This window comes from Aeromonas sp. S2(2024) (assembly GCF_041402505.1).
Taxonomy (GTDB): Bacteria; Pseudomonadota; Gammaproteobacteria; order Enterobacterales; family Aeromonadaceae; genus Aeromonas; species Aeromonas media.
On the sequence record NZ_JBGLRL010000023.1, the window covers coordinates 1 to 16,023 of the forward strand.

16 protein-coding genes and 6 tRNA genes are annotated in these 16,023 nt (G+C 58.0%); 1 reads left to right on the forward strand and 21 read right to left on the reverse strand.

Features of this window, described 5'->3' with window-relative positions:
- Positions 1-28 precede the first annotated feature (28 nt).
- The 19 genes from ACB039_RS18050 to ruvA all read right to left on the reverse strand — a co-directional run bounded on the left by ACB039_RS18050 (position 29) and on the right by ruvA (position 12,438).
- A tRNA-Val gene (locus ACB039_RS18050) sits at positions 29-104 on the reverse strand.
- 22 nt (positions 105-126) lie between these two features.
- Positions 127-202: transfer RNA gene (locus tag ACB039_RS18055), tRNA-Lys, on the reverse strand.
- Between the two features lie 46 nt (positions 203-248).
- Positions 249-324 (reverse strand) — tRNA-Val (locus ACB039_RS18060).
- 22 nt (positions 325-346) lie between these two features.
- Positions 347-422 (reverse strand) — tRNA-Lys (locus ACB039_RS18065).
- A gap of 46 nt (positions 423-468) precedes the next feature.
- A tRNA-Val gene (locus ACB039_RS18070) sits at positions 469-544 on the reverse strand.
- Between the two features lie 32 nt (positions 545-576).
- Positions 577-652 (reverse strand) — tRNA-Lys (locus tag ACB039_RS18075).
- A 174-nt stretch (positions 653-826) separates the two neighbouring features.
- Positions 827-1,633, reverse strand: coding sequence for a tol-pal system protein YbgF (ybgF, locus tag ACB039_RS18080; RefSeq protein WP_043128867.1), 807 nt, complete (start codon positions 1,631-1,633; stop codon positions 827-829).
- Positions 1,634-1,791: 158 nt separating this feature from the next.
- Complete coding sequence (gene pal / locus ACB039_RS18085) at positions 1,792-2,316, reverse strand: peptidoglycan-associated lipoprotein Pal (protein ID WP_005331552.1); 525 nt, start codon at positions 2,314-2,316, stop codon at positions 1,792-1,794.
- Positions 2,317-2,366: 50 nt separating this feature from the next.
- Positions 2,367-3,692: a Tol-Pal system beta propeller repeat protein TolB gene (tolB, locus tag ACB039_RS18090; RefSeq protein ID WP_043128866.1), complete on the reverse strand. Its 1,326-nt coding sequence runs from the start codon at positions 3,690-3,692 to the stop codon at positions 2,367-2,369.
- A 93-nt stretch (positions 3,693-3,785) separates the two neighbouring features.
- Entirely contained in the window at positions 3,786-4,919 is a 1,134-nt protein-coding gene (tolA, locus tag ACB039_RS18095; protein ID WP_371166166.1) for a cell envelope integrity protein TolA, read from the reverse strand.
- Between the two features lie 5 nt (positions 4,920-4,924).
- Positions 4,925-5,371, reverse strand: a complete 447-nt coding sequence (gene tolR, locus ACB039_RS18100; RefSeq protein ID WP_005331545.1) for a protein TolR — start codon at positions 5,369-5,371, stop codon at positions 4,925-4,927.
- Positions 5,372-6,049, reverse strand: a complete 678-nt coding sequence (tolQ, locus tag ACB039_RS18105; RefSeq protein WP_214006101.1) for a protein TolQ — start codon at positions 6,047-6,049, stop codon at positions 5,372-5,374.
- Position 6,050: 1 nt separating this feature from the next.
- Complete coding sequence (gene ybgC, locus ACB039_RS18110; RefSeq protein WP_005331541.1) at positions 6,051-6,458, reverse strand: tol-pal system-associated acyl-CoA thioesterase; 408 nt, start codon at positions 6,456-6,458, stop codon at positions 6,051-6,053.
- A gap of 208 nt (positions 6,459-6,666) precedes the next feature.
- Positions 6,667-6,978: a cyd operon YbgE family protein gene (locus ACB039_RS18115; protein ID WP_041206743.1), complete on the reverse strand. Its 312-nt coding sequence runs from the start codon at positions 6,976-6,978 to the stop codon at positions 6,667-6,669.
- Positions 6,965-7,081, reverse strand: a complete 117-nt coding sequence (gene cydX / locus ACB039_RS18120) for a cytochrome bd-I oxidase subunit CydX (protein ID WP_005331536.1) — start codon at positions 7,079-7,081, stop codon at positions 6,965-6,967. The genes ACB039_RS18115 and cydX overlap by 14 nt, the downstream gene beginning before the upstream one ends.
- 14 nt (positions 7,082-7,095) lie before the next feature.
- The gene (gene cydB, locus ACB039_RS18125; RefSeq protein WP_042650005.1) at positions 7,096-8,232 is read right to left on the reverse strand and encodes a cytochrome d ubiquinol oxidase subunit II; all 1,137 of its coding nucleotides are present in this window, start codon (positions 8,230-8,232) and stop codon (positions 7,096-7,098) included.
- 12 nt (positions 8,233-8,244) lie between these two features.
- The gene (gene cydA, locus ACB039_RS18130; protein WP_041206745.1) at positions 8,245-9,801 is read right to left on the reverse strand and encodes a cytochrome ubiquinol oxidase subunit I; all 1,557 of its coding nucleotides are present in this window, start codon (positions 9,799-9,801) and stop codon (positions 8,245-8,247) included.
- Positions 9,802-10,737: 936 nt separating this feature from the next.
- The gene (ruvB, locus tag ACB039_RS18135) at positions 10,738-11,748 is read right to left on the reverse strand and encodes a Holliday junction branch migration DNA helicase RuvB (RefSeq protein ID WP_005331532.1); all 1,011 of its coding nucleotides are present in this window, start codon (positions 11,746-11,748) and stop codon (positions 10,738-10,740) included.
- A gap of 75 nt (positions 11,749-11,823) precedes the next feature.
- Positions 11,824-12,438: a Holliday junction branch migration protein RuvA gene (ruvA, locus tag ACB039_RS18140; RefSeq protein WP_371166167.1), complete on the reverse strand. Its 615-nt coding sequence runs from the start codon at positions 12,436-12,438 to the stop codon at positions 11,824-11,826.
- A 256-nt stretch (positions 12,439-12,694) separates the two neighbouring features.
- Here ruvA and ACB039_RS18145 point away from each other — a divergent pair, with 256 nt between their 5' ends.
- Positions 12,695-14,419 carry a proline--tRNA ligase gene (locus tag ACB039_RS18145; RefSeq protein ID WP_371166168.1) on the forward strand — a complete coding sequence of 575 codons (1,725 nt, stop codon included), beginning with the start codon at positions 12,695-12,697 and terminating at the stop codon, positions 14,417-14,419.
- A gap of 93 nt (positions 14,420-14,512) precedes the next feature.
- On the opposite strand, the gene ACB039_RS18150 is transcribed toward ACB039_RS18145, so the two are convergent.
- Positions 14,513-15,193, reverse strand: a complete 681-nt coding sequence (locus ACB039_RS18150) for an SDR family oxidoreductase (protein WP_005331522.1) — start codon at positions 15,191-15,193, stop codon at positions 14,513-14,515.
- Between the two features lie 140 nt (positions 15,194-15,333).
- The gene (locus ACB039_RS18155; RefSeq protein ID WP_041206747.1) at positions 15,334-15,963 is read right to left on the reverse strand and encodes a TIGR04219 family outer membrane beta-barrel protein; all 630 of its coding nucleotides are present in this window, start codon (positions 15,961-15,963) and stop codon (positions 15,334-15,336) included.
- Positions 15,964-16,023: the final 60 nt, after the last annotated feature.

The window sequence follows — 16,023 nt, forward strand, 5'->3', positions numbered from 1 at the left end:
ATCATTTTTTCTTTCTATTTCAAGAAAGTGGTGGTCGTTACTGGGCTCGAACCAGTGACCCCCTCCTTGTAAGGGAGGTGCTCTCCCAGCTGAGCTAAACGACCTGGGATACTCTGTGTTCAAGATTGGTGGGTCGTGTAGGGATCGAACCTACGACCAATTGATTAAGAGTCAACTGCTCTACCGACTGAGCTAACGACCCATCTTGAACCTGTCACCAACCGCATGTGGCGGGCAGTGTTAAAACATGGTGGTCGTTACTGGGCTCGAACCAGTGACCCCCTCCTTGTAAGGGAGGTGCTCTCCCAGCTGAGCTAAACGACCTGGGGTATTCTTTGTTCAAGATTGGTGGGTCGTGCTGGGTTCGAACCAGCGACCAATTGATTAAGAGTCAACTGCTCTACCAACTGAGCTAACGACCCACACCTTGAACCTGTCACTGCCTGCCGTGGCAGACCGTGTTAAAACTGGTGGTCGTTACTGGGCTCGAACCAGTGACCCCCTCCTTGTAAGGGAGGTGCTCTCCCAGCTGAGCTAAACGACCTGGGAATTCTGTCTTCACCCATTGTGAAGAAATGGTGGGTCGTGCTGGATTCGAACCAGCGACCAATTGATTAAAAGTCAACTGCTCTACCGACTGAGCTAACGACCCTCACCACGACCAGCTCCGAGCGCACTGCTGCACCGGCTCTGACGGCGGCCTATATTACGGATTTATCATCCTGGCGCAATAGAAAAATCTTAAATTAAATCTGTTTGTTCACTGCGCATACAAAGCAGAGGCATATTTACAAGACTGTTACGAAAACAGTGACATGCAGCAATGTTACAACTTGCTCAGGCTCTGCTTGGCCAACTGGGCCGGAGAGGTATTGGGGTAACCCTTGATCACCTGCTCATAGAAGGCCTTGGCTTCTGCTTTCTTGCCATCAAGCTGCGCCAGCATACCGAGTTTCAGCAGGGCATCGGCCCGTTTGGGCGACTTGCTGTACTTGTTCGCCACAGTGGAGAACTGGCTGGCGGCACCGGCTCTGTCACCCTTGTTGAACATCAGCTGGCCGAGCCAGTAGTGCGCATTGGGAACATAGCTGGAGCTTGGGAACTGCTTGATGAACCCTTCGAAGGCAGGAATGGCCTTGTCGTAATTCTTCTCCTTGAGCACCATGTTCACGGCGGCGTCATAGGCCTGGTTCTCGTCCTGATTGGTCGAGTAGTTGGCCGCGGCGGCAGGTGTCGTGGCGCCGGCTGCCGGGGTCGCGGGCGCTGCGGCGGCAGGTTGGCTGTTGGCCACCTTGTCGAGCTCCTGATAGAGCTGGCGCTGACGCTCTTGCGACTGCTCCATCTGGTAAGTCTGCTGCTCCAGCTGACCACGCAGTTCGGAGACTTCCCCTTGCAGAGAGTCGACCTGTTGCTGCAGCTCGGCCTGCAAGCGCAGACGGGCATTCAGGGTGCGCTCCAGCAGGGCGACCCTGTCCTCCAGGCTACCGGTAGGCACGATAGCGCCGTTGTTGCCGCTAAGGACAACCCCACCACCCGAGTCACCGCCCAGATCGCTGACAGGAGCCGCCGCATGCGCATTCAGAGCAACCAATACGGCCAGCGCAACAACAGCTTGCTTGTACACAGATTTCATTCGGATCAAACCTTAGCGTTTAGTGCAAATAAAACGGCCAGCGCCATAGTCGCTCGCTTATACAGATTTCATTCGGATCAAACCTTGGCGTTTAGTGCAAATAAAACGGCCATCGAAATGGCCGCTTGCATATAAACGAACTTCGTTCGGTTCAAACCTTAGTAAACCAGGACCGCACGGCGGTTTTTGGCAAAGGCATCCTCGGTGTGGGACAGATCCAGCGGCTTCTCTTCGCCATAGCTGACGATGGAGAGCTGCTCAGCCTGCACACCCAGGGTTTGCAGATACTTGGCAACGGCCTTGGCACGACGCTCACCCAGGGCGATGTTGTATTCCGGAGTACCGCGCTCATCGGCGTGGCCTTCGATCAATACCTTGACGCTCGGACGCTCACGCAGGTAGCTGGCGTGGGCATCCAGCAGGTCGGCGTACTGACCTTGAATGTCGTAACCATCGTACGGGAAGTAGATCACGTTATCGCGCTGCAGAGCTTCGAACTTCTGACGCATCTGCTCTTCCGGGGACAACATGCCGTTGGCGCCACCGGTTTGTACACCGCCCATGCCGTCGGTCATGCCAGACTCGGCGCCAGCGGCGTCGGAGTCGGAAGAAGAACTACAGGCAGCCAGGGTGAACAGTGGCAGTGCGATGGCCAGACCCTTGAGCAGTTTATTGAGTTGCATGCTATTTCCTTAAACCTTTATAACAAAACAAAAAACAATCGATTTTTTTATCAATTCAAGAAGGGCGACCAAGCTGGTGCACGAATTTCACCGCTACTGGTCGGAAGCACTGCCTTGAAGCGACCATCGGTCGACACCAAAGCAAGACTCTTACGACCCTGATAGATGGTGGCATAAATGATCATGCTGCCATTGGGTGCCACACTTGGCGACTCATCCAGAGCACTCTGAGTCAGTACCAACATGGCTCCGTTCTCCATATCCTGGCGAGCGATGCGATATTGTCCCTGAACCCGGGTCACCACCACCATGGACTTGCCGTCCGGCGTGATGGATGCCCCCTGGTTGGAATCCCCTTCCCAGGTCATCCGGCGAGTGACGCCAGTCGCCAAATTTACGCTATAAATCTGGGGTTTGCCACCACGTTCAGAGGTGAACAGCAAAGTTTGACCGTCCGGCATCCAGGAGGGTTCGGTGTCGATGGTACGGTTATTTGTGACTCGAGTGAGTTGCTTGCTAGCAACATCAACAACATAGAGATCAGGCTGCCCATCTTTGGACAAAACAATAGCCAAACGGCGACCATCTGGTGACCACTCGGGGGCACCGTTGATGCCGCGGAAACTGGTGATCAGGCTGCGTTGCTGGGTATAGATGTCCTGCACATAGATCTCGGACTTCTGGTTCTCGAAGCTCACATAGGCCAGCTTGCTGCCATCCGGCGACCAGGCCGGTGACATCAGCGGCTCGCGGGAGCGCAGCAGGGTCTTCTCGTTGTAGCCATCGTAATCTGAGATCCGCAGCTGGTACGGGAACTGGGTCCCCTGCTGGACGGAGACATAGGCCAGACGGGTCAGGAAGGCGCCACGCTCACCGGTCAGACGCTCGTAGACGATGTCGGAGATGCGGTGGGCGAACTGGCGCATCTGGGCACCCGGTATGGTCGCCATGCGGCTGTCGAGGATGTAGCCGTTCGCTTCCCCGCCTTGGGTCTTGGCCAGCTGGCCCTTCAGCACGTCGACCAGCTCGAAGTTGATCTTGTAGGTGCCATCACCGACCGCCGCGATGGAACCGACCACCACGGCCTCCACACCCTGGGACGCCCAGGGGGCGAAGTTGATCTCGCCGCTGGTGCTCGGGGTCTGTGGCATCTGGCCACGGGCCAGCGGCTTGAACTTGCCGCTGCGCATCAGGTCGTTGGAGACCACCTCTGCGATGTCCTGTGGCAGTTGGCCATTGCCCTCCCACTTGAAAGGAGCGATGGCGATGGGGCGCGCACTGTCAATACCGCCGGTGATGACGATGTCCAAGGCCGCCTGAGCGCTCTGGCCTAGCAGAAGGCAGCCAACCAAAGCAAAAAACACTTTTCTTATCATGGCTTAAATACTCTGTTCCAATAAAAATGAGAGGTGAAATTCCTTTATCAGCAGATGCTGCCAACCACGGTCAATGACCCCGTTTTATCACGTCTAGATGCTCGGTTCTAACTTGAGGTTAAGTTCCTTCAACTGCTCGAATACCGCCGGATCCTTCGGCACCGGCAACTGATTCGCCTTCAAGACCGCCGCCTTGCCGGAGCGGCAGACCGCCGGGTCACCCTGGCCGTTGTCCACCGAGATGACGAAGCCGGTACTGGCCAATTTGACACCGATAGTACAGGTTTTGCCCCGCATGGTGGGATCCAAAATCATATAGCGCTCCACCGTGGCGGCGATGAGGGCGGCATATTTCTGGGCTTCCCCCTGAGCGGCAGCCGATGCGGCCTGGCTGCGGGAACTGGCCTCAGCCTCCAGCTGCTGCTGCATCATGGCTTCCATCTCTTTCTGCAGCTTGGCCTCCTCGGCCGCCTTGCGCTTGCGCTCCGCCTCTATCTTGGCCTTCTTGTCAGCCTCGGCCTTCGCCTTCTTCTCTGCGTCAGCTTTTGCCTTCTTTGCGGCTTCATCTGCAGCCTTTTTCTCTGCCTCAGCCTTGGCCTTCTTCTCGGCTTCCGCCTTGGCTTTCTTCTCAGCCTCGGCCTTGGCCTTCTTGTCGGCTTCAGCCTTCTTGGCCGCATCCGCCTTCGCCTTGGCTTTCTCTTCGGCCTGCTTCTTCTCCAGCTCTTCTTTCTTTTTCTTGAGCGCCAGCGCCTTGGCGAGTTCCTCTTCCTGGCGCTTGGCTTCAGCCTGCTTGGTCTTCTGCGCCTCCAGCTTGCGGGCCTCCTCGGCCTTCTGGGCCTGCTCTTCCGCCTGCTTCTGCTCGGCTACCTTCTTCTGCTTCTCGGTCTCGGCCTTGCGGGTGGCCTCTTCGGCCTCCTTGCGCTTGGTCTCGGCGATGCGCAGACGCTCCTGCTCCTTCGCCAGCTCGCGCCGGGCCTGATCGGCGTCTTCCTTGTCCTTCTCTTTCTGCTGCTGGGCAGCCTTGGGCTGAGCTTTCTGCTGCTGGATCTGCTGTGCCTGTTGCTCCAGGAACTCGCTGTCCAGCATCACTGCATTGACGATCTGTCCCTTCGACTCGGGGCGCTTGGGCTTGCTGAAGTCGACCCCGACCAGCAGAATGATGCCGATGATCAGATGCAGCAGCAGCGACGCGACGAGATAACCGGAAATACCACGCTTCACATCCATCTCCGTCAGTTCACCGGATCCGTCATCAGGCCAACCTGAGGCACACCGGCTTTCTTGAGGGCCACCATCAGCAGGATCACCTCTTCGTAACGCACGGACTTGTCACCCGCTACCACCACGGGCGCGTTCTGGTTGATGGCCAGATAGCCCATGGCCTTCTCGGTGATGTATTGCTGCATCGCCTCGGGCGTGCCGCTTGGCACTGGCTCGTCATCCGCCTCACCGGCCTTGATGACATACTCACCCTCGGTGTTGACGCTGACGATGAAGGGGGGCTTGGCATCCTCGGGCAGTTGCTCGGACTCCGCCTGGGGCAGATCTACCTTGACCCCTTGCGTGATCACCGGCGTCACCGCCATGAAGATGATGAGCAGCACCAGCATGACGTCGATATAGGGCACCACGTTGATCTCGGCGACCTTCTTGCGCCGGATCCGCTGATAGGTTTGCATTTACTTCTCACCCTGCTGCTGTGCAATCTGACGGTTCAGTATGGTGGTGAACTCGTCCATGAAGTTGGCGTAGGCGTTCTCCAACTTCTCTACCTTGTTGGTGAACCGGTTGTAGAAGATGACCGCAGGAATGGCCGCAAACAGCCCCATGGCGGTGGCGATCAGCGCCTCCGCGATGCCCGGTGCCACCATCTGCAGCGTCGCCTGCTGCACCTGACCCAGGGCAATAAAGGCGTTCATGATGCCCCATACGGTACCAAACAGGCCGATATAGGGGCTGATGGAGCCGACGGTCGCCAGCACTGGCAGGTTGGATTCCAGCTCGTCCACCGCACGGGACAGAGAGACGCGCATGGCGCGGTAAGTACCGTCCATCACCGCATCCTGGCCACGGGCGCCGGCCTTGAGCAGGCGGGCATACTCCTTGAAGCCGGAATAGAAGATGTCTTCCATGCCTTCGATGTCATCGCGGCGGGAAGAGGACTCCTGATAGAGACGGTTGAGGTCGACGCCGGACCAGAATCTGTCTTCAAACTGCTCCGAGGCGAGGTTGGCCGCCTTGATGATCTTGGAACGCTGGATGATCAGCGCCCAGGAGACGACCGACATGCCCATCAGGGTCATCATGACCAGTTTCACCAGCAGACTGGCTTGCCAGAACAGACCAATAAACGAAATTTCAGCGTGCACTTAACAGCACTCCCTTGATTTTTTCAGGTATTGCAACAGGTTTCATTTGCGGATGACTGACACAGGCAATCTGTACCATGGCCTGGGTGATCAGTCGTCCATCAGCCGCCAGGATCTGCTGTGAAAAGCGCATGGAGGCACGTTTCACTTCAGTCACTTGCGTCAATACGGTCAGCAGTTCATTGAAGCGGGCCGCGGAGCGGAAATCGATCTCGGTGCGACTCACCACGAAGGCGATCCCCGCCTGCAACAGGACATCTTGCTCGATGTCGCCGGCGCGCAGGAACTCGGTGCGAGCCCGTTCCATAAACTTGAGATAATTGGCGTTGTAGACGATGCCTCCGGCGTCTGTGTCTTCGTAGTAGACACGTACCGGAAACTCAGAGACTTCCCCCATAAAAATCTGTGATCCATTCGACAGTCAGATGGGGGGCTATCATAGCGCAGGGCTGAATAGGAAAGAAGCAGGGGGAGACAGGGAAATCCCATCTCCCCCTGTTTTTTATGGCAGGCAATAACGACCGATCCGCCGGGGGCAAAACCACAGCCACGCTGCGGGGTACAAAAGCAGAGGGAGGCAGAAAATGTCTGGCCTCCCTCGGTGTTTATGGCAGGTAATAACTGCTGGTCAGCCAGAGCCCGTACAACAGGCTTGGCCAGGCGAGCCAGGGGAAAAACAGCACGCGCCCGACCAGGCTGCGGGGGTGGAACCCCAGTCCGTGCATGACGCCACAGCAGACCGCCCACATCAGCCAAGGGGCCAGCCAGAGACCGTGGTCACTGGTGTTGGCGGCGATCAGATTCGGTGCCTGCAAGATGGCGACGCCCAGCAGGGCAGCCGCCAGCAACATCAGACCTTGCCATGGCTGGCGCTCCAGGGGAGCGGCCAGCCGGGCTAGCCTGTCACTTGTCTTCATCGATCTGACGATCCAGGTTCTCGGTGTGCTCCAGCCAGAGCGCATTGATGATCCCAAACGCACAGGCCAGCAACAGCCCCAGGATCCAGGTGAAATACCACATATCAGGGCACCTTCTTAGTAGAGCGATTGTTGGTTGTCTTCGATGTGCTTGTTGCTCACCCGGCCAAACATCTTGATGTAGGTCCAGATGGTGTAAGCCAGCACTGTCGGTACGAAGACGACTGCGACTACCGTCATCACCTTGAGGGTGTTGAAGGAGGCGGTGGCATCCCACATGGTCAGGCTCTGGGACGGCTCCAGGCTGGAGGGCATCACGAACGGGAACATGGAGAAGCCCGCGGTCAGGATGATGCCGGCAATGGCCAGGGAGGAGAACAGGAACGCCATCCAGCCCTTGCCCAGCTTGGCCGCAAGGGCGGTCAGCAGGCTCATCACCAGACCCAGCACGGGGGCGGCAATCATCCAGGGATAGAGGTTGTAGTTCTGCATCCAGGCACCGGCCTGCACCACCACTTCCTTGTGAAGCGGGTTGGTGACGGCATCGGTGGCAACGGCGCCCACGATCACATAGCCATCCATGCCGCTCACCCAGACACCGGCCAGGGCAAACAGCACCAGGGTCAGCAGGGAGAAGATCATGGCGGCGGTGCGGGAGCGGGCCAGCACTTCACCTTCGGTCTTCATCATCAGCCAGGCAGCACCCTGGGTCACTATCATGAACAGGCTCACCAGACCGGCCAGCAGACCGAACGGGTTGAGCAGGCCGAAGAAGTTGCCGTGGTAGGTCAGCATCAGGAACTGGTTGAAGCTGAACGGAACCCCTTGCAGCAGGTTGCCGAAGGCCACCCCGAAGATGACGGGGGGAATCGCACTACCGGCGAACAGCGCCCAGTCCCAGCTGGTGCGCCACTGGGCACCTTCCTGCAGGGAGCGGTACTTGAAGCCGACCGGACGGAAGAAGAGCGCCATCAGGGTCAGGATCATGGCGATGTAGAAGCCGGAGAAGGCCGCCGCATAGACCATGGGCCAGGCCGCGAACAGGGCACCGCCCGCGGTGACCAGCCAGACCTGGTTGCCTTCCCAGTGCGGCCCCATGGTGTTGAGCATCACCCGACGCTCCACATCCTTCTTGCCGACGAAGGGGAGCAGGGCACCGACCCCCATATCGAAGCCGTCGGTGATGGCGAAGCCGATCAGCAGCACGCCGACCAACACCCACCAGACCAGACGCAACATTTCGTAATCAAACATGGGTTACTCTCCTTATGCCTTGCTCTGTTCGAAATGGTACTTGCCCGTCTTCAGGCTGCTTGGGCCCAGACGCGCATACTTGAACATCAGGTACATCTCGATGATCAGCAGTACGGTGTAGAACAGGCAGATCCCGATCAGGGAGAACCAGATCTCGGACGCAGGGATATTGGATGCGGAGACTGAGGTCGGCAGCATCTCGGCGATGGTCCAGGGTTGGCGACCGTACTCGGCGACAAACCAGCCTGCCTCGATGGCGATCCAGGGCAGCGGGATGCCGTACAGCAACGCCTTGAGCAACCACTTGCGCTCACCGATCTTGTGGCGAGTGCTGTCATAGAAGGCCAGACCGATCAGCACCAGCATCAACATGCCGCAGGCAACCATGATGCGGAAGGCGAAGAACAGCGGCAGCACCTGCGGGATGGAGTCATCCACGGCGGCCTTGATCTGATCGTCGGTCGCGTCGGTCACGTTGGCGGTGTAACGCTTGAGCAGCAGACCGTAGCCCAGATCCTGCTTCACCTCGTCGAAGCGAGCGCGGGTCTCGTCTGACTTGTCGCCGGATTGCAGCTTGGTCAGCAGATCGTAGGCGGTCATGCCGCTGCGCACGCGCAGTTCATGCTCGCTCTTCAGATCCTTGAGACCGGTCACCTGACCGTCCAGGGAACGGGTCGCTATGATGCCGAGGGCGTAGGGGATCTTGATGGCGTAGTCGGTGCGCATCTCTTCCTGGTTCGGGATGCCGAACAGGGTGAAGGATGCGGGAGCCGGCTCGGTGTTCCACTCGGCCTCGATGGCCGCCAGCTTCACCTTCTGCACTTCCCCGGTCTCGTAGCCGGACTCGTCACCCAGGATCAGCACGGAGAGGATGGAGGCCATGCCGAACGCGGCCGCGATGGCGAAGGAGCGACGGGCGAAGGCCACATCACGATTCTTCAGCAGGTAGTAGGAGGAGATGCCCAGCACGAACATGGCGCCCGTGGTGTAGCCCGCCGCCACCGTGTGGACGAACTTGACCTGGGCCACCGGGTTGAACACCAGCTCCGCGAAGCTCACCATCTCCATCCGCATGGATTCGAAGTTGAACTCGGCACCGACCGGGTTCTGCATCCAGCCGTTGGCGACCAGGATCCAGAGGGCGGAGAGGTTGGTCCCGAGTGCCATCAGCCAGGTTGCCGCCAGATGCTGGCGCTTGCTGAGGCGATCCCAGCCGAAGAAGAACATGCCGACGAAGGTGGACTCCAGGAAGAAGGCCATCAAGCCTTCGATGGCCAGCGGGGCCCCGAAGATGTCGCCGACATAGTGGGAGTAATAAGCCCAGTTGGTACCGAACTGAAACTCCATGGTGAGCCCGGTGGTGACCCCAAGGGCGAAGTTGATACCAAACAACTTGCCCCAGAACTTGGTCATGTCCCGGTACACAGTGTTGTTGGTCATCACATAGACAGACTCCATGATCGCCAGAATGAAGGCCATTCCCAGCGTCAGGGGTACAAACAGGAAGTGATAAAGGGCCGTCGCAGCGAATTGGAACCGCGATAGGTCTACCACATGCTCAGCAATCATGATGTTTCCTCACCGATTATTGGCACGGCTATTTTAAGTTTTAAGGACAAAGCTTCCATTGGAAGTCCCCGAACGGTCGGTCACGCCTCGCGGACCGATCGGATTCGACTGCCACCACATTAACAACAAGGCAATATACGAGAACAAAAAAAGCTAATGTTTAACATCTTTAAAACAATAACTGCGGTTCTATTCTCGCCTATAATGATCGCTGTTTTATATCACCTTTATTTGATTGAAATCAATGTAAAACCATCATCAATACATGCCTTTTCAAGGTAACTTAAGAGCCGACAAATATTAATTGTGCGAGCCTCATCACAAAAAGAATAAACACATAAATTATTGATTTAAATCAATTTTAAAAAGAAACCAAATGGTTTCAATTCTGTTAATGAAATAGTGAACGCCATAAGCAGCGCGCTCATTATTCCATAATTTAAAAAATGGCCCGCCTCATCAAGAAAGCAATTTAAAACCAACAAAAACACATCTTTATGCGAGTAATTCACTTCCGTTAATTCATTACTTTATCTAATCAAAAGCCCATAGATTTTCTTGTTTGTTCCACCCGACAAGAGCTCCTACAATGCGCCTCGCAGTGAGGGCATACCTCTGGATACAGGCCGGTCATTCCGGGTTCCCGGTACGTATTCGATGAACATTTCGAACCTGTTTGTTGGGATTAATGATGAAAAAGTTTGTTGCCAAGACCATCCGCTACTACAAGCTTTCGTTCGTTCAACTCTATCAAATGAACCGACTCTGAGGCCTCGCGACGGCTCCTTTGTTTTTTTCCGACCGGTCTGCAGACGCACTCACTGTCTGTGAACATCCATCCTGAATTGTCTTTGCCCACCGCATCCGCCGTGGGCTTTTTTTTACCCGGATAATAAAAAACCGCCCTTGGGGCGGTTTGTCGTTCAAAGGCTGCTTTTACTGCTCATCTGGCCGTTGCAGGCCAAAGTGAACATAAGCTCTCGGTGTCGCGATCCGCCCTCTGGGTGTACGTTGCAGATAGCCTTGCTGGATCAGATAAGGCTCCAGCACGTCCTCTATGGTGTCCTTCTCCTCACCGATGGCGGCGGCCAGGTTGTCGAGGCCCACGGGTCCCCCCATAAACTTGTCGATGACGGCCAACAATAGCTTGCGGTCCATGAAGTCGAACCCCTCATTGTCAACGTCCAGCATGTCCATGGCTCGGGCAGCTATGGGTCCATCAATACGCCCATCGGACTTCACCTGAGCAAAATCCCGCACCCGTCTTAACAAGCGGTTAGCAATCCGCGGGGTTCCACGGGAGCGGCGAGCGACCTCCAGCGCACCATCCCCCGACATGTCGAGCCCGAGACAGCGGGCGCTGCGGGAGACGATGTCGGTGAGATCCTTGACGTTGTAGAACTCCAGCCGCTGGACGATACCGAAACGATCCCGCAGCGGGCTCGTCAGGGAGCCGGCCCGGGTGGTGGCTCCAATCAGGGTGAAGGGGGGGAGGTCCAGCTTGATGGAACGGGCGGCAGGCCCTTCCCCTATCATGATGTCGAGCTGATAATCCTCCATGGCCGGATAGAGCACCTCCTCCACCACGGGGCTGAGGCGGTGAATTTCATCGATGAAGAGCACATCGTTCGGTTCGAGGTTGGTGAGCAGGGCCGCGAGATCCCCCGCCTTTTCCAGCACGGGCCCCGAGGTGGTCTTGATGCTGACCCCCATCTCGTTGGCGACGATGTTGGCCAGCGTGGTCTTGCCGAGCCCGGGCGGGCCGAAGATCAGCAGATGATCGAGGGCCTCCCCGCGCTGGCGGGCGGCCTCGATGAAGATCTCCATCTGGTCACAGACGTGATCCTGGCCGGTGTAATCCGCCAGCTTCCTGGGCCGGATGGCCCGATCGATGACTTCGTCCTCGCGGGCGGCGCCGGCCGAGATAAGACGATCCGCTTCAATCATGGGCTACCTCACGCTCTGTGTCCCCACTGCCACCGTCGAGTGATGCAGGATGATCCGCTTGCTTCATTGTCATTCTCACACCAGGCTGCGCAGGGATTCGCGGATGATGGCTTCGACCGACATGCCTTCACTGGCCACCTTGGCCACGATCTGGCTCGCCTGCTGGGGTTTGTAACCGAGCGCCACCAGAGCGCTGGCCGCTTCTTCGCTCGCATCGGGCGCACGCAGCTGGCTCTCCTGGACAGGCAGGGTGATTTCCGCAGGGGAGAAGAGATCGTGGCTGACCCAGCCTTTGAGCCTGTCTTTCATCTCCACCACCAGCCGCTCGGCGGTCTTCTTGCCCACCCCGGGCAGCTTGACCAGAGAGCTTATTTCCTCGCGCTCCACACTCAGCACGAACTGGGTGGCGGTCATGCCGGAGAGGATGGCCAGCGCCAGCTTGGGACCGACCCCGTTGGTCTTGATCAGCTCGCGAAACAGCGCCCGCTCCTGCTTGTGGTTGAAGCCATACAGCAGTTGAGCATCTTCGCGTACCACGAAGTGGGTGTGAATGACTGCTTCCTTCCCGAGTTCGGGCAGATCATAGAAGCAGCTCATGGGCATATGCACCTCATAACCCAACCCCCCCACTTCGATCAGGACCTCAGGGGGTTGTTTCTCGATGATGACGCCTCTCAAGCGACCGATCATGTTCTCTTCCTCGCCACGCAGACTCTTGCAAATTGGGTCATAGCATAAAGAATAACTGGATAAGTATCCAGCATAGGGCTTGCCCCGCGATCTCCCGTTCGCCCTCCCCTGCCCGGGCTCCAGGGCCCGTGCCAAAGCGGCCCCTTTCCCTCCGCCTGGCTGAATTTAGCCCTTGGGCCACGGGGCTCAGCCTGTTAAAATTCCGCACTTGAAATTTTCCAGGGCCAAGGGCCCGAACTAGCGAAGGTCTACCGCGATGCGTACCAGCCAATATCTGCTTTCCACTCTCAAGGAAACCCCCTCCGACGCTGAAGTCATCAGCCACCAGCTGATGCTGCGCGCCGGCATGATCCGCAAACTGGCCTCCGGCATGTACGCCTGGCTGCCAACCGGTCTGCGGGTTCTGAAAAAAATCGAGAACATTGTTCGCGAAGAGATGAACAATGCTGGTGCCATCGAAGTCTCCATGCCGGTGGTGCAACCCGCCGAGCTGTGGCAGGAATCCGGCCGCTGGGATGACTACGGTCCCGAGCTGTGCCGTCTGACCGACCGCCACAACCGTCCCTTCGTGCTGGGCCCGACCCACGAAGAGGTGATCACCTCGCTGATCCGTTACGAAGTGAACAGCTACAAGCAGCTGCCGCTCAACCTCTACCAGATCCAGACCAAGTTCCGCGACGAAGTACGCCCCCGTTTCGGCGTGATGCGTGGCCGTGAATTCCTGATGAAGGATGCCTACTCCTTCCACATCGACAAAGAGTCTCTGGTCGATACCTACGAGAAGATGCACGCCGCCTACTGCAAGGCGTTCACCCGCATGGGTCTGAACTTCCGTCCGGTGCAGGCCGATACCGGCTCCATCGGGGGTACCGGTTCCCACGAATTCCAGGTGCTGGCCGAGAGCGGTGAAGACCTGATCGCCTTCTCCGACAGCTCTGATTATGCCGCCAACATCGAGATGGCCGAAGCGCTGGCGCCGGCTGGTGAGCGCGCAGCTGCTACCGCGGCCCTGACCAAGGTTGCTACCCCGAATGTTCACACCATCGACGAAGTGGCCGCCTTCCTGAACGTGGCACCGACCGCCATCGCCAAGACCCTGCTGGTACTGGCAGAGGAAGACGATCACGGCAAACAGGCCGTCATCGCGCTGGTACTGCGTGGCGACCACGAGCTGAACGAAATCAAGGCCGAGAAACTGGCTGGCGTTGCCAACCCGCTGACCTTCGCCAACGACGAGCAGATCAAAGCTGCCGCCGGTTGCGATGCAGGCTCCATCGGCCCGGTCGGCTTTGCCGGTCGCATCATCGTCGATCGCAGCGCCGCCCAGCTGAGCGATTTTGTTTGCGGTGCCAACGAGACCGGCTTCCACCTGACCGGTGCCAACTGGGATCGCGATATCGCTTCTTACGAAGTTGCCGACCTGCGCAACGTGGTGGAAGGCGACCCGAGCCCGTGCGGCCAGGGCAAGCTGCTGCTCAAGCGCGGTATCGAAGTGGGCCACATCTTCCAGTTGGGTACCAAGTACTCCGAAGCGATGAAGGCGAGCGTGCTGAACGAAGGCGGCAAGTCCGTCACCATGGAGATGGGTTGCTACGGTATCGGGGTTTCCCGTCTGGTGGCTGCGGCCATCGAGCAGAACAACGACCAGTACGGCATCATCTGGCCGGACGCCATCGCCCCGTTCGAAGTGGCCATAGTGCCGATGAACATGCACAAATCCGAGCGCGTGGCCGAGCAGGCACAGCAGTTCTACGCCGAGCTGAAAGCCGCCGGTGTGGATGTGCTGTTCGATGACCGTAAAGAGCGCCCGGGCGTGATGTTCGCCGACATGGAGCTGCTGGGCATCCCGCACGCCATCGTCATCGGCGATCGCGGTCTGGACAACGGTGTGGTGGAGTACAAGTGCCGCCGCTCCGGCGAGAAGCAGGAAGTGGCGATCACAGACATCGTCGCCCTGCTCAAGGCCAAGCTGGGCCGTTAATTCCGCCTCCTTGCCTGAATAGAAAAGCGCGCCATTTGGCGCGCTTTTTGTTTCTGTATTCTGACGATAGCAACCGGATGATGGAGTAGCTCCTCAGGCGTTGCGACCGATAAAGAGATCGGTCACATGGCAGCTGCTTCTCGCTTCCAGTGCGTCGAGCATGTAGGCCGCCGCATCTTCCGGGGTCATGAAGCCGCTGCTGTCCACGTGATCCGAGTTGTCCCAGAATTCGCTGCGGATCCCACTCGGATAGAGGTTCACCAGCCGTAGCGGCGAGCCTTTCAGCTCGGCCCGCAACGACTCCAGAAAACCGCGCATGCCCCATTTGGAGGCGCAGTAGAGGCTCTCGTTGGCCTTGCCCACCTGGGCGGCGGAGGAGAGCACATTGGCCAGCACGCCGCCCTTGTCGCCAATGAGCCGCACCGTCTGCTGGGCCACCAGAATGGTGGAGATGAGATTGCTCTCCACCACCCGGCGGATCTGCTCGGCGGTATAGACACCAACCGGGCCGAATTCGCCGACTCCGGCGCAGTGGATCACCATGTCGGGCAGGCCGCCCCACTCCACCGCTGCGGCGAAGGCAACGTCGACCTCTTCATGGTGCGCCAGATCGGCAGCGATGCCGATCACCGCGCTGCCGAGCAGTTGTTCCTGCTCCTGCAGTCGCTGATAACGGCGCCCCATCATGGAGACGCGATGACCGCGTTCTACCAGTCCGATGGTCAGAGCACGCCCAAGGCCGGAGCCCGCGCCAGTCACTATGATATGGCCCATATCCTTACCCCTTGGCAATGGACGGTTCTGTCGACGTACCCATCATGGGCTTATTCCAGCCGCTGGGCACGGCTCAGGCCGGAACATACGCCCGTCACCAGAGATGTGCCACACGTTCGCTGTCCTTAACCGTGCCGCCTTTAGAAGCGGAACGCGCCGCCGATGAACCAGCCTTCTATCCCCTGATCCATATCGGCGATGTCGATGGCGGCATCACGCCAGCCGGCACGGATCTGCACCGGGATGGAGGAGAACTGATAAGCCGCTCCAAGACGGTAGTCATAGTGATCGCCGTTCTCGATGCGAGCGTCGCCGAAGAAGGAGAAACCTGTGCCCGGCAGCATCACTTCGGCGCCGGTATAAGCCATCAGCTCACCCTCGTCGTAGGATTCGTTCAGGGTGTGGAACTTGCCGTCGTATTGACGACCGGTCAGGCCCAGATCGATCTTGAACAGGTCGTTGTTCAGCAGACGATAGTAGAGGGTCAGATCATAGGCTTCGAGATCGTTGTTGAATGAACCGCCACTGGTGCTGAAATCGGTGATCTCGAACTTGGCGTTCGGTAGCAGGAAGATGTCGTGCTCGACTTGCAGGTAGCCAGTCCAGTTGTACTGGTCATCATAGCTGCCGTTGGCATCCACACCATGGATGCTGCCGCTGCCCTGGGAGTTCCAGCTATCGACACCCGCCGCGAAACGCCAGTCATCGGCAGCCATGGCGGCTTGACTGAAGAGGGCCAGCAGGCTGGCGGCAATCAAAGTCTTTTTCATCATATCGTTCCCTTGTGGACTGGAAAGGCCATCATTTTACCCGGTGAGCAAGGAATACCT